At 66.4% G+C, this 12,687-nt stretch carries 14 protein-coding genes; 5 read left to right on the top strand and 9 right to left on the bottom strand.

Annotated elements, in window-relative coordinates; genetic code table 11:
• The first annotated feature begins 27 nt into the window (after positions 1 to 27).
• The 3 genes from AC1D12_RS11210 (at position 28) to AC1D12_RS11200 (ending at position 2,971) form a co-directional block, all read left to right on the top strand.
• Entirely contained in the window at positions 28 to 840 is an 813-nt protein-coding gene (locus AC1D12_RS11210) for a carbohydrate ABC transporter permease (RefSeq protein WP_477840433.1), read from the top strand.
• Entirely contained in the window at positions 840 to 1,148 is a 309-nt protein-coding gene (locus AC1D12_RS11205) for a DUF2160 domain-containing protein (protein WP_477824676.1), read from the top strand. Before AC1D12_RS11210 ends, AC1D12_RS11205 begins: the two co-directional genes overlap by 1 nt.
• 89 nt (positions 1,149 to 1,237) lie before the next feature.
• On the top strand, positions 1,238 to 2,971 hold the full coding sequence (locus AC1D12_RS11200; RefSeq protein WP_477840431.1) for an ABC transporter substrate-binding protein: 1,734 nt from the start codon (positions 1,238 to 1,240) through the stop codon (positions 2,969 to 2,971).
• 62 nt (positions 2,972 to 3,033) lie between these two features.
• Here AC1D12_RS11200 and AC1D12_RS11195 read toward each other — a convergent pair whose 3' ends face one another.
• The 8 genes from AC1D12_RS11195 to AC1D12_RS11160 form a co-directional block, all read right to left on the bottom strand.
• A complete protein-coding gene (locus tag AC1D12_RS11195; RefSeq protein ID WP_477824674.1) occupies positions 3,034 to 3,282 on the bottom strand; it encodes a hypothetical protein in 249 nt (82 codons plus the stop codon).
• Between the two features lie 19 nt (positions 3,283 to 3,301).
• A complete protein-coding gene (locus AC1D12_RS11190) occupies positions 3,302 to 3,715 on the bottom strand; it encodes a hypothetical protein (RefSeq protein WP_477824673.1) in 414 nt (137 codons plus the stop codon).
• Entirely contained in the window at positions 3,712 to 4,044 is a 333-nt protein-coding gene (locus tag AC1D12_RS11185) for a hypothetical protein (RefSeq protein WP_477824672.1), read from the bottom strand. Before AC1D12_RS11185 ends, AC1D12_RS11190 begins: the two co-directional genes overlap by 4 nt.
• Positions 4,045 to 4,132: 88 nt before the next feature.
• Entirely contained in the window at positions 4,133 to 4,444 is a 312-nt protein-coding gene (locus AC1D12_RS11180; RefSeq protein WP_477824671.1) for a hypothetical protein, read from the bottom strand.
• A complete protein-coding gene (locus tag AC1D12_RS11175) occupies positions 4,444 to 4,848 on the bottom strand; it encodes a pentapeptide repeat-containing protein (RefSeq protein ID WP_477840429.1) in 405 nt (134 codons plus the stop codon). The genes AC1D12_RS11180 and AC1D12_RS11175 overlap by 1 nt, the downstream gene beginning before the upstream one ends.
• Before the next feature lie 98 nt (positions 4,849 to 4,946).
• Entirely contained in the window at positions 4,947 to 5,438 is a 492-nt protein-coding gene (locus tag AC1D12_RS11170) for a hypothetical protein (RefSeq protein WP_477824669.1), read from the bottom strand.
• Positions 5,439 to 5,639: 201 nt separating this feature from the next.
• Positions 5,640 to 8,873, bottom strand: a complete 3,234-nt coding sequence (locus tag AC1D12_RS11165; RefSeq protein ID WP_477840427.1) for a glycoside hydrolase family 3 N-terminal domain-containing protein — start codon at positions 8,871 to 8,873, stop codon at positions 5,640 to 5,642.
• A gap of 339 nt (positions 8,874 to 9,212) precedes the next feature.
• Positions 9,213 to 10,055, bottom strand: a complete 843-nt coding sequence (locus tag AC1D12_RS11160) for a 23S rRNA (adenine(2030)-N(6))-methyltransferase RlmJ (RefSeq protein WP_465110319.1) — start codon at positions 10,053 to 10,055, stop codon at positions 9,213 to 9,215.
• A gap of 167 nt (positions 10,056 to 10,222) precedes the next feature.
• Here AC1D12_RS11160 and AC1D12_RS11155 point away from each other — a divergent pair, with 167 nt between their 5' ends.
• Both AC1D12_RS11155 and AC1D12_RS11150 read left to right on the top strand, forming a co-directional pair.
• Entirely contained in the window at positions 10,223 to 11,230 is a 1,008-nt protein-coding gene (locus AC1D12_RS11155; protein WP_477824667.1) for a zinc-binding alcohol dehydrogenase family protein, read from the top strand.
• A gap of 36 nt (positions 11,231 to 11,266) precedes the next feature.
• The gene (locus AC1D12_RS11150; RefSeq protein ID WP_477824666.1) at positions 11,267 to 12,319 is read left to right on the top strand and encodes an AbrB family transcriptional regulator; all 1,053 of its coding nucleotides are present in this window, start codon (positions 11,267 to 11,269) and stop codon (positions 12,317 to 12,319) included.
• Between the two features lie 6 nt (positions 12,320 to 12,325).
• Here AC1D12_RS11150 and AC1D12_RS11145 read toward each other — a convergent pair.
• Positions 12,326 to 12,687: MOSC domain-containing protein (locus AC1D12_RS11145; protein WP_477840426.1), on the bottom strand; the 362-nt coding region annotated here is incomplete at its 5' end.

Raw genomic sequence — 12,687 nt, 5'->3', positions numbered from 1 at the left:
ATGCGACGACGACCGAGGGAGCCGCCCATGGATGAGCGCCGTTTCAAGAAGCGGGTGATCTTCCTGCTGCTGTACCTGCTGTTCGCGATCCTGCCGGTGTACTGGATGGTGAACATGTCGTTCAAGACGAACGAGGAGATCCTGTCCTCGTTCAGCCTGTGGCCGCAGCATTTCACGTTCGACCACTACCGCACGATCTTCACCGACGAGTCCTGGTACTCGGGCTACATCAACTCGATGATCTACGTGGCCATCAACACGGTGATCTCGCTGCTGGTGGCGCTGCCGGCGGCGTATGCGTTCTCGCGCTACAGCTTCCTCGGCGACAAGCACGTGTTCTTCTGGCTGCTGACCAACCGCATGACGCCGCCGGCGGTGTTCCTGCTGCCGTTCTTCCAGCTGTACACGACGCTCGGGCTGATGGACACGCACATCGCGGTGGCGCTGGCGCACCTGCTGTTCAACGTGCCGCTGGCGGTGTGGATCCTCGAGGGCTTCATGAGCGGCATCCCGCGCGAGATCGACGAGACGGCCTACATCGACRGCTACTCGTTCCCGCGTTTCTTCCTGACGATCTACATCCCGCTGATCAAGGCCGGCGTGGGCGTGGCGGCGTTCTTCTGCTTCATGTTCAGCTGGGTCGAGCTGCTGATGGCGCGCACGCTGACCAGCGTGAACGCGAAGCCGATCGTCGCAGTGATGACGCGCACGGTGAGTGCCTCGGGCATGGACTGGGGCGTGCTGGCCGCGGCCGGCGTGCTGACCATCGTGCCGGGCGCGATCGTGATCTGGTTCGTGCGGCATTACATCGCCAAGGGCTTTGCGATGGGGAGAGTGTGATGTTCGACTGGATGGCGTGGACCCTGCCGGTGGCGGTGTTCTTCGGCTGCATCGTGCTGATGCTGGCCGGCATGACGGTGTGGGAGCTGAAGTCGCCGACGACGGTGCGCAAGGGCTTCCTGCCGATGGCGACGACGCGCGGCGACCGGCTCTTCATCGGGCTGCTCAGCGCGGCGTACGTGAACCTCGCGTTCGTGGCGTTCAGCGAAAAGATGGTGGGCTGGTTCGGGCTGGCGGAGGAGCCGTCGATCTGGATCAGCTTCGCGGTCTCGATGGCGGTGCTGGCGCTGATCATGCGCAAGGGCTGAGCCACCGAGCTGAAGTTTGAAAAGGCCGCCGGCGATTCTTCCCCGCTGGCGTGTCGCGAGTACCCCGGGAAGTACCAGAGGAGACAGACATGAAGTTGCGCTTGAATGCAGTGGCCTTTGCCGCCGTTGCGCTGGCACTGGGCCAGAGCGCCTGGGCTGGCGAGGCCGAGGCGAAGAAATGGATCGATGCCGAGTTCCAGCCGTCGACGCTGAACAAGGACCAGCAGATGGCCGAGATGAAGTGGTTCATCGAGGCCGCGAAGAAGCTGCAGGCCAAGGGCGTGAAGGAGATCTCGGTGGTGTCGGAGACGATCACGACGCACGAGTACGAATCGAAGACGCTGGCCAAGGCCTTCGAKGAGATCACCGGCATCAAGGTGAAGCACGACCTGATCCAGGAAGGCGACGTGGTCGAGAAGCTGCAGACCTCGATGCAGTCGGGCAAGAGCATCTACGACGGCTGGATCTCCGACTCGGACCTGATCGGCACGCACTACCGCTACGGCAAGATCATGAACCTGACCGACTACATGTCGGGCAAGGGCAAGGAGTGGACGAACCCGGGTCTGGACATCAAGGACTTCATCGGCACGAGCTTCACGACCGCGCCGGACAAGAAGCTGTACCAGCTGCCCGACCAGCAGTTCGCGAACCTGTACTGGTTCCGCGCCGACCTGTTCGCGCGCCCGGACCTGAAGGAGAAGTTCAAGGCCAAGTACGGCTATGACCTGGGCGTGCCGCTGAACTGGAGCGCGTACGAGGACATCGCCGCGTTCTTCAGCGAAGACGTGAAGAYGATCGACGGCAAGCCGATCTACGGCCACATGGACTACGGCAAGAAGGATCCGTCGCTGGGCTGGCGCTTCACCGATGCGTGGCTGTCGATGGCCGGCACCGCCGACATCGGCATCCCGAACGGCATGCCGGTGGACGAGTGGGGCATTCGCGCGTCGGCCGACGGCTGCACGCCGCAGGGGGCCAGCGTCTCGCGCGGCGGTGCGACCAACTCGCCGGCGGCCGTGTATGCGCTGACGAAGTACGTCGACTGGATGAAGAAGTACGCCCCGAAGGAAGCCACCGGCATGACCTTCGGCGAAGCCGGCCCGGTGCCGGCGCAGGGGCAGATCGCGCAGCAGATCTTCTGGTACACCGCGTTCACCGCCGACATGACCAAGCCGGGCCTGCCGGTGGTGAATGCCGACGGCACGCCGAAGTGGCGCATGGCCCCTGGCCCGAACGGCCCGTACTGGAAGCAGGGCATGCAGAACGGCTACCAGGACGTGGGTTCGTGGACCTTCTTCGAGGCGCATGACGCGAACCGCACGGCGGCGGCGTGGCTGTATGCGCAGTTCGTGACGGCGAAGACGACCTCGCTGAAGAAGACGATCACCGGGCTGACGCCGATCCGCGAGAGCGACATCCAGTCGAAGGCGATGACGGACCTGGCGCCGAAGCTCGGCGGGCTGGTGGAGTTCTACCGCAGCCCGGCGCGCGTGGCCTGGACGCCGACCGGCACCAACGTGCCCGACTACCCGAAGCTCGCGCAGCTGTGGTGGAAGAACGTGGCGGTGGCGGTGACGGGCGAGAAGACGCCGCAGCAGGCGATGGACAACCTGGCCGAGGAGATGGACCAGGTGATGGGCCGGCTGGAGCGCGCCGGGATGGCACGCTGCGCACCGAAGCTGAATCCGAAGGGCGACCCGAACAAGTGGCTGAGCGACAAGGGCGCGCCGTGGAAGAAGCTGGCGAACGAGAAGCCGAAGGGCGAGACGATCGCGTATGACACGCTGCTGAATGCGTGGAAGGCGGGCAAGGTTCGCTGACGCGGGCTTTGCTTCGGAGGCACGGACGTTTTCGTCCGTGCCTCCGCTTCCTGACGAAGACTCTATCGTTCGAGCACGTACGTGAGCCATGGCGCGGCCGCGGCGACCAGGAGGCCGATGACGAAGAGCAGCTTCTCTCGACGCGATGGGTTCTTGAGCAGCGGCAGCAGTCGGCGATCAACAGGATCTCGCGGTACCGTGCGGGGGTCGCGAGCGCGTTTGACCATCAAATACACCACCGCCACGAAGGCGACGACCACCACCACGCTTGCGAGCGCGGTGCTCAGCAGGGAAGGCGGTGTGCCACGCATCCGATGGTGGGGTTGACGGTCAGTTGCTGCTATCCGGAGCGCCATTGAACACGGCGTCGTCCGGATCGAGGATAGCAGCCAGCGTACGCGCCTCGTCTTCAGCAAGCGCGCGCTGATACTGCCCGAACGGGCCGGAAGCGATGAGCCATCGCGGCCAGAGGTTCAGCGATGTCGTTCCGCCTTCATGCTCCATCTCGATCACCATTCGAGGCGAATGCGTCGCCACGGTGCGTGACCAGTCGGCGCGATGCTCCGTGAGCCACTTGCCCAGCGCCTGGCGTTGTGCGCTCGTCAACTGCTCGCGCGGCCCCGGCGTGCCCGCGACGTAGGTCGTGCGAGTCGCCGCCGAGATCGGTGGGATATCGACATTGCATCCGAGCAGTCCTGCGGCCAGAACGATGGCCGTTGCACAGGCAGCGATCGACTTCTTCATGGCTGACGCATTCCAGACTCTTGTTCGGCGTTCTCGCTCGACGGTCCGGCCGATGAATCATCGCCTGGCGGTGTCGGGGTCGTCCTCCGGCTGTTGCGTGCGGCACCGCAGCCGCCTGCCAGCAGAAGCACGGCAGGCCAGATGACATTCGGTGCGAGATCGTGTGCCAGTCCCGCGGCGGCAAGAGCGCCCTCATACGACTCACATTTCAGACAGCCGCGGTCCTCGCGCGGAGGGTTTCGGTGCTGCGCCTTCATCACCAGCCGGAAGTCGATGCCGAGCGTGTAGTAGAGCTGGATGGCCATCAGCCACAGGAAGCCGATCGTCATGCACAGGTACCAGATTTTCCTCATGGGGCGCCCGACGTTTTGCCAGCTGGTTTCGTGAGGTCGGATGTTGCCACCGACCATCGCCAACTCAGTCCGCGAGCTGCGACGCAAGCACGACGAACCGGCTCTCTCCAGCCATTGACTCGATGTGCCAGGGGTGGTCGGTGTTGATTCGCACCAGTCTTCGCCCCGCTTCATCCATCCAGGCCAACTCGTTCTCGCAATGCATCGCCCCGATCGCTGGGTAGATGCTCGTGACATCAAGCGCTTCCCGGCTGACAACGGGCACCTTTTCAACGAAGACGTGAGTCTTGCCTTCGGCGTCCTGGAATGTGCATTCGACGAACCCCGGGAAGTGATCGTCGACGTATCGAGTGATATGAACGGTGAGAGCGAGCATCAATGCGTGCGCCTCTTCGATTCGGCCGCAAATTGACGAGACAGCCCCTCGCACTCGGTCTGCTCGCAGTCGTACCACCTGCACCCGTCGAACGTGCAGCCTGCACTCAGGTTGTCCCTCAGGAACTTGCAGTTGACGAACCGGCATTCGGCGAAGAGGCACCCGGCGAAGCCCGAGCCGCGGAAGACGCATCCGTTGAATTCAACGCGAACGAAGGTCGTCGTGTTGAACAGCCCCCAGTACCACGAGGAGTCATTCACCCTGCAGCCGTTCAGGATGCCCTCGAACGCAGCGCCTTCGACATCGAGACCCGTGAACGTGCAGTACCTGAAGACGTCGTCCTGCCAGTTCTTGGGCAGATCGGATTCGCCGACGAAGTCGATGGTTTCATGAAGGGAGGCCATGAACTTCACTGTAGCGTGAGGTGATCGGACGAAAGAGGGATCACGCACTCAGCAATGAATCAGCTCTTGGCATTTGTGCGCGGCACCTGTTCCGGCCTTCACTTCTGAAAGCAAGGCGGTCTCGGTTTCGCCGGCACAGCACTGCTGCGTCGAAAGGAACGCTCACCGATGCCCATGCCTGCGCCGCACGCAAACAGGTCGTCGCACGGGCTGTTCGCCTGGATGACGATGGTCTTCGGCTTGACCTCGGCAATCAACTTGCAGAGCGACGCCCCTCTCACCCGCATCGCTTCGTCATCTTCGTCTGGCACCCGGCGGAGGATTTCACGGCTCCCCTTCTTGACGATCTCCAGGCGACCGGTGGCTTGGCACACGTGACCTTGGTCGCCGACGACGAGCAGGTCGAATTCGTATGTGGATTCGGAGTCCTGTCGCACCCCGAAATGGTCCAGCACGGGAATGACTTCATCCGGGGCAGTAGGCGCATCACCGCGATAGGCGATGGAGTGCGGCAGCACGTAGCACCCGTCGACGGGCGCCGCAGTCGCGATGCCGATGGATCCCATCGTCAGCACCGATGCGATCAGCAAAGTGAAGGGATGTCGCATTCGCCTCCCGGCCTGTTGTTGTCGTTTTCTCGAAGACCACATGGTGCCACCGTCAGCGAACCTGCACGCGCCTTTGCCGTGCAGATGCAGCGAACAAAAAAAGGGCGCAACTCGCGTTGCGCCCCTGAAGGGTCACGCGCTGACCGCCAAGGCCCGCGCGACCGCCGCAATCGAGAACCCCGCTCAGAGGTTCTTCACGATCCGCAGGTTGCGGATCTGGAAATGGATGGTTCCCTTCTGGTCGTCCCACGCCGGCAGCATCTCCAGCGGCGACGTGATCTTCGAAGCATCGAACCCGTTCGCCACGTAGTCCGGCGAGCTGAACGGGATCTTCACCGTCTGCCAGGTGTTGAGCGCCGGGTGGCCGACCTTGTCCTTCAGGTCGCCGGTGCGGCAGGTCTCGCTCTTGCGGTCGCAGACCATCTTGGTCCAGAAGTCCTGCGTGCTGTTGCCGTAGTCGAGCACCCGGATCTCGAACTGCACGCCGCCCGTCGCCGCGATCGCCGACGCGTCGATCAGCGTGTTGTCCGGCACCGACAGGAAGATGCCGCCGTTGCCGGCCCCGTCGGTCACGCCGTTGAACACCACGTCGATCAGCTTGTCGGTGCCGTCGACCAGGTCGTTCGTCAGCGTCACGCTGCCCGTGCCGTACGACCACGCACCCGCCGGCGCCAACGCCGCCGCATCGCTGATGCCATTGACGTACAGGTCCTTGTCGTCGCTGACCGCGATCACGTTCACCGCCGGCCCGCCCGCGCACGGCACGTTGCCGGTGTTCTTCGGATCCCAGCGGATATTGGCCACCGACACYTCGAACTGCCCGCCGCTGCTGTACAGCAGGAACGGCGTGTTCACCGCGGTGAAGTCGGTGCCCTGGTCGGCAAAGCACTGCAGCGGGATCGCGAGTTCCGTCCAGGTATTGACCGGCAGCGCGCCGAAGGTGTTCGTCGCGTCGATCTCGCCCATGCACGGGTAGCCGCAGTCCACCCGCATCTTCACCGCCGCGCTCGGCGCCACGCTGACGCGCGCATCGAACACCAGCGAACCCTTCGAGTTCAGGTACGACTGCAGGTCCTGCTTGTCGGCGTCGTTGGTGCTCTGCATGTAGAGCTGGCCGGCCGCGCCGTTCCACTTCGCCTTGATCGCCGCCCACTGCTTGCCGTCCTTGTCGTCGACCGGCACCGCACTGATCTCGCCCTGCGGCGTCGACGTGGTCGTCGCCGACGACAGCCCCACCAGCACGCTCCAGCTCGACGGTGCGCCGATGCGCAGCGAGAAGCCGCTCTGGTTCGCGCCGTCGAACACCGCCAGCGTCTGGTCGGTGGTGCCGCCGCCGCCCGCCGGCACGCCGCAGCCCTGCGCCACGGTGGCCTCGTCGAGCGCCACTTGGTCGGCCCCCGGCGCGGCATAGCTCAGGCCGTAGCCGAAGGCATACAGCGGGTCGTAGCCAGCATCGCCATGGTTCAGCGCGACCTGGCAGGCCGCCTTCGGCCACGAGTACGACAGCTTGCCGCTGAAGTCGGCATTGACGGCCCCGTCGTCCTTCTTGAACAGCACGTCGGTCAGGCCGTCACCCTCGGTGCCCGGCAGCCACGCGGCGACGAACGCATCCGAGCGGTTGAGCTCGCGGTTCACGTACAGCGGGCGGCCCGAGTACAGCACCGTGATGATCTTCTTGACGCCCTTGGTCTTCAGCGCATCGATCAGCGCGACGTCTTCCGGGTGCAGCTTCGCGTGCTCCAGCGTCTTGGTCTTGCCGATGTCGCCGACGCCTTCGGCATACGGCGTCTCGCCGATCACGACGATCGCCGCGTCGTAGTCGGCGCTGCCCAGCGCGCCGGTGGTGCTGGTGTCGATCACCGCGTTCGGCGCGATCTTCTGGATCGCCGCCCACAGCGTGGTGCCGCCGCCGAAATCGGCATTGACGTTGTCGGTGCCCTGCCAGGTGAGCGACCAGCCGCCGCTCTGGTTCGACAAACTGTCGGCGCTCTTGCCGGCCACCAGCACCCTGGCGCTGCGCGCCAGCGGCAGCGTGGCGCCGTTGTTCTTCAGCAGCACCAGCGATTTGCGCACCGCCTCGCGCGCCACCGCGCGGTTCTCGGCGGTGCCGACCTCGCTGCTCGCGTTGCGTGCCGACGGCTTCGGCTTGTCGAACAGGCCGGCGCGCAGCTTGACGCGCAGGATGCGGCGCACCGCATCGTCGATGCGCGCCTGCGGGATCTCGCCGCTCTTCACGCTCGCGATCGTGTTGGCGATGAACGCCTTCCAGTCGTCGACGTACGGCACCATCACCATGTCGATGCCGGCGTTGATGGCCTGCGGGCAGTCGGCGTTGGTGCAGGCGCGCGTCGAATCGCTGTTGGTCGCGTTGACCTGGCCGAGGCCGTTCCAGTCCGAGACGACGAAGCCGTCGAAGCCCATCTTCGTCTTCAGCACGTCGGTCAGCAGGTACTTGTGGCCGTGCATCTTGTCGGCGCGCGCGGTGTCGCCCTTCGAGGCGTCCTTCCAGCTGCTGAACGAGGCCATCACCGATTGCGCACCCGCCTGCAGCGCGGTGTAGTAGCCGCGGCCGTGGATGTTGATCAGGTCGGCCTCGGTGACCGCGGTGATGCCCTGGTCCTTGCCGTCGGTGGTGCCGCCGTCGCCCAGGAAGTGCTTGGCCGTGGCGACCACCTTCTCGTTGGCCTTCGCGTCCTTCGCGAGCGTGCCCTGCAGGCCCTGGATCACCGCGCCCCCGTACGACTGCACGACCAACGGGTCTTCCGAGTAGCCCTCGTAGGTGCGGCCCCAACGGTCGTCGCGCACGACGGCGAGCGTCGGGCCGAAGGCCCAGTCGATGCCGGTGTGCGCCACTTCGCGCGCGGTCACCTCGCCGATGCGGCGCAGCAGGTCGGGGTCGCGCGTCGCGCCCAGCCCGATGTTGTGCGGGAAGAGCGTCGCGCCCTTCACGTTGTTGTGGCCGTGCACCGCGTCCGTGCCCCAGATCAGCGGGATCGGGTTCGCATTGGCCGGGTCCTTCGACGCGGCCCACAGCGTATCGGCCAGCGCCAGCCAGTCGGCGACCGGTGCATCCTTGTGCTGGCCCGGGAAGGATCCACCGCCGTTCAGCACCGAGCCCAGGTGGTAGGTCTTGATGTCGTCCGGCGTCACCCCCTGGATCTCGACCTGCGTCATCTGGCCGACCTTCTCCTCCAGGCTCATCTTGGCGAGCAGCGCGTCCACCTGCGCCTCGATGCCGGCGTCACGGGCCACCGCGCTCTTGATCGCGGGCCAGTCCTGCAGCGGGGTGGTCGGGATGTCGGTGCTCACGGGAGGCGGCGGCGGGCTGTCGTTGGAATCGCCTCCGCCGCAGGCGCCCAGCGTGAGCGCAACGGCCCAGGCGAGCCCATGCAGGGCAGCGCGGGAAGAACGGATCATGGCTTGTCTCCTCTTGTGGGTATGTCGTGCGCATCAGCGGAGCGAGCGAACGCGGCGCGAGCATAGCCACGGCTGAAAGCGCTTGCAAGAAGACGTTTACCAATCGTTAAGGCGATGACAAGCCCGAAGCGGCCCGTCGAAGACTGTGAAAAACATCACATGACACGGCGCGGCATGAGCAGCCGCGCGCCCTGGCGCGGATTGCGGCAGTGCAGCTACGGCACTGCAGCAAAAAGGCGTCCGTCAGGGAATCTACCGAGCGTTTCGTGAAACTCGGCTGAAACCGCTTGCAACCTCAGTTGCAACTTAACTTGCGCCGCGAAGTTCAGGCCGCGCGGTTCAAGCCGTCTTCTGCTCGAGCAGGTAGTTCGCGTCGTCGTACTGTCCCAGCACGTCGACCAGGTACGGCAGCACGGCGAGCAGCTCGTCGTGCAGCGTGTACGGCGGGTTCAGGATGAACATGCCGCTGCCGGCCAGGCCGAAGCCCTGCGAATCGGGCACCTGCACCGTCAGGCGCACGTGCAGCCAGCCCTTGGGCGCGAGGCCCTCGAGGCGGCGCGGCAGCTGCGCGGCTTCGAGCTTCTGCACCTGCGGGTACCAGACCATGTAGACGCCTTCGGCGAAGCGCAGCAGCGCCTCGCGCAGCGACGCGATCACGCGGCCGTAGTCGCCGTGGCCTTCGTAGCTCGGGTCCATCAGGATGGCCGCGCGCCGGCTCGACGGCGGCACCTGGCCCTTCAGCCCGTCGAAGCCGTCGGCGTTGAAGATCTCGACGTTCTTCGTCTCGCCGAGGAAGGACGCGAGGATGCGGTGGTCGGTGTTGTGCAGCTCGAAGAGGCGCAGCTGGTCCTGCGCGCGCAGCAGCATCTGCGCGAAGGCCGGCGAGCCGGGGTACTGGCGCAGCTTGCCGTCGGGGTTGAACTGGCGCACCGCGGCCACGTAGTCGGCCACCGGACCGGGCAGGTCGTCGCGACCCCACAGCCGCGCGATGCCCTGCTCGAACTCGCCCTTCTTCGTCGCGTACTGGCCTTCGAGCGAGTAGCCACCGGCGCCGGCGTGGGTATCGACCAGGCGGTACGGCTTCTCTTTCTGGTTCATGTAGCGCAGCACCATGCCGAGCACGGTGTGCTTGAGCACGTCGGCATGGTTGCCGGCGTGGAAGGCGTGGCGGTAGGCGAGCATGGGCGGCTTTCTGGAAAACGGGCAGCCCCGTATTGTCGTCGCCGCCGTCTCGATCCCGGCCGGCTTCAAATCTGGTTTGAAGGTGATAGTTCGCGAGACCGGATTATCAATTCCAGCCAAGCTGCCTACAGTGCCCGGACCGAACACTTCCCTTCCGGAGCCGCCCGATGAAAGCCGTTGCCTACCGCCGTCCCTTGCCGATCACCGATGCCGAATCGCTGCTCGACGTGACGCTGCCCGAACCCGCCGCCGCCGGCCGCGACCTGCTGGTGCGCGTGCAGGCGGTGTCGGTGAACCCGGTCGACGTGAAGATCCGCGCCGGCAGCCCGCCCGCCGAGGGGCAGCTGAAGGTGATCGGCTGGGATGCCGTCGGCACCGTCGAAGCGGTGGGCGAGAAGGTCACGCTGTTCAAGCCGGGCGATCGCGTCTGGTACGCCGGCGACATCACGCGGCCGGGCAGCAATGCCGAGCTGCAGTTGGTGGACGAGCGCATCGTGGGCCACGCGCCCACGTCGATCCCGGTCGCGCAGGCGGCCGCGCTGCCGCTGACCGCGATCACTGCCTGGGAGCTGCTGTTCGATCGCCTCGGTGCCACCGCCGACACCGAAGGCGCGCTGCTGATCATCGGCGCGGCCGGTGGCGTCGGCTCCATCCTCACGCAACTGGCGCGCCGGCTGACGAAGCTGACGGTGATCGGTACCGCATCGCGCCCTGAGACGCAGGCCTGGCTGCGCGAGTTGGGCGCGCACCACGTGATCGACCACCACCAGCCGCTGCTGCCGCAACTGCAGGCGGCCGGCGTGCCGCAGGTCACCGCGGTGGCCGGGCTCACGCACACACCGACGTATTACAAGCAGATCGTCGAGGCGCTCGCGCCGCAAGGCAAGCTGGCGCTGATCGACGACTTCCACGAGCCGCTCGACGTGATGGCGATGAAGCGCAAGAGCCTGTCGCTGCACTGGGAGCTGATGTTCACGCGGCCGATGATGCAGACCGCCGACATGCACAAGCAGCACGAGCTGCTCGACGAGGTGGCGCGGTTGATCGATGCCGGCCAGCTGCGCAGCACGCTGGGCGAGCACTTCGGCACGATCAACGCTGCCAACCTGAAGCGCGCCCATGCCTTCATCGAAAGCGGCAAGGCGCGCGGCAAGGTCGTGCTCGAAGGCTTCTGAAAGCACGCTGACGGCCCGGGCGGCTAGCATCGCCGGGTGCCTGAATTCCTCGCGCGGCGCCCGGCCCGCCTTGCCCTGACCCTCCTCGCCGGCGCCGCGGCCGCCGGCCTGTGCCTGCTGCTGCACACCCCGCTGCCGTGGATGATCGGCCCGCTGGTCGCGACCGCGATCGGCTGCATGACCGGCCTGCCGCTCGCCGCCGCCACGCCGCTGCGCAACGCCGGCCAGTGGGCCATCGGCACCGTGCTCGGGCTGTACTTCACGCCGCAGGTGGTGGGCATCGTCGCCAGCCACTGGGCGGTGATCCTGGCCGGCATCGCGTGGGCGCTGCTGCTCGGCGCCGGCTTCGGCGTCTACCTCGCGCGCGCCAACGCCGCGATGGCGCTCGACCGGCCGACGCTGTTCTTCGCGAGCGCGATCGGCGGCGCCTCCGAGATGGCGGTGCTCGCCGAGCGCTACGGCGGGCGCATGGACCTGGTCGCGAGCGCCCATTCGCTGCGCATCCTGCTGGTCGTGCTGACGATCCCGTTCGGCTTCCAGTTCGCCGGGCTGCACGGGCTCGACCCGACACTGCCCGGCCCGCAGGTCGTCGAGTGGCACGGGCTGCTGCAACTGATCGCGATGACGGCCGCCGGCGGCGCCTTCCTGCGCTGGCGCGGCGTCTCGAACCCGTGGGTGCTGGGCCCGCTGTTCGTCGCGTTCGGGCTCACCGCCACCGGCGTCGAGCTGTCAGCCGTGCCGAAGTGGATGACCAACCTCGGCCAGCTCTTCATCGGCGTCGCGCTCGGCACGCGCTTCACGCCGGCCTTCCTGCACACCGCGCCGCGCTGGCTGCTGAGCGTGGGGGCGGGCACGCTGGTGATGATCGCGCTGTCAGCGGGCTTTGCGCTCGGCGTCGCGCAGTTCAGCGGCCTGCACCCGGCCACCGTGCTGCTCGGCACCTCGCCGGGCGGCATCGCCGAGATGTGCCTGACGGCCAAGGTGCTGGAGCTGGGCGTGCCGGTGGTGACGGCCTTCCACGTCACGCGGATGGCCGCGGTGGTGCTGCTCGCGTCGCCGATGTTCCGCTGGTCGGCGTCGAAGGCCTGAGCCCTTTCAGGCCTTCTTCATGCGGGCGCGGAACAACTCCGGGATGCCGACCTCGCGCGGCCCCGGCACCAGCTCGAAGGCCTGCCCGGCGCGCAACGTGCCGGGCGAGCGCACCGACAGGTAGAAGCCGCACCAGGCGCTCGACGCCATCATCTTCGCGGCCTGGTTGAACCCCATCGCCGCATTGAACTTGAAGCACGGGAAGCGCGGCTCGCTGACCGCGAGTTCGCAATCGGGAAAGCGCAGCACGTCGCCGATCCACGCCTGGTCCTCGAGCATGCCGGCGAGCGTCAGGTTCTCGCCGATCGAACCGTGCGGCAGCGGCTCGTTCCAGCCGGCCGCCTGCGCCTGTGCCCGCACCGTCTGCC

Source organism: Rhizobacter sp. P1_G5 (assembly GCF_056405435.1).
The sequence above is the reverse complement of the archived record's forward strand: the minus strand, read 5'-3'. Positions and strand labels throughout refer to the sequence as shown.

Coding starts and splice junctions, on each gene's coding strand:
- AC1D12_RS11185 (WP_477824672.1), bottom strand. CDS start 4,044: ATGACGATCGGCTTCCTGTGGCTGATGGCCATCCAGCTCTACTACACG.
- AC1D12_RS11160 (WP_465110319.1), bottom strand. CDS start 10,055: ATGCTCGCCTACCGCCACGCCTTCCACGCCGGCAACCATGCCGACGTG.
- AC1D12_RS11205 (WP_477824676.1), top strand. CDS start 840: ATGTTCGACTGGATGGCGTGGACCCTGCCGGTGGCGGTGTTCTTCGGC.
- AC1D12_RS11155 (WP_477824667.1), top strand. CDS start 10,223: ATGAAAGCCGTTGCCTACCGCCGTCCCTTGCCGATCACCGATGCCGAA.
- AC1D12_RS11190 (WP_477824673.1), bottom strand. CDS start 3,715: ATGAAGAAGTCGATCGCTGCCTGTGCAACGGCCATCGTTCTGGCCGCA.
- AC1D12_RS11175 (WP_477840429.1), bottom strand. CDS start 4,848: ATGGCCTCCCTTCATGAAACCATCGACTTCGTCGGCGAATCCGATCTG.
- AC1D12_RS11195 (WP_477824674.1), bottom strand. CDS start 3,282: ATGCGTGGCACACCGCCTTCCCTGCTGAGCACCGCGCTCGCAAGCGTG.
- AC1D12_RS11180 (WP_477824671.1), bottom strand. CDS start 4,444: ATGCTCGCTCTCACCGTTCATATCACTCGATACGTCGACGATCACTTC.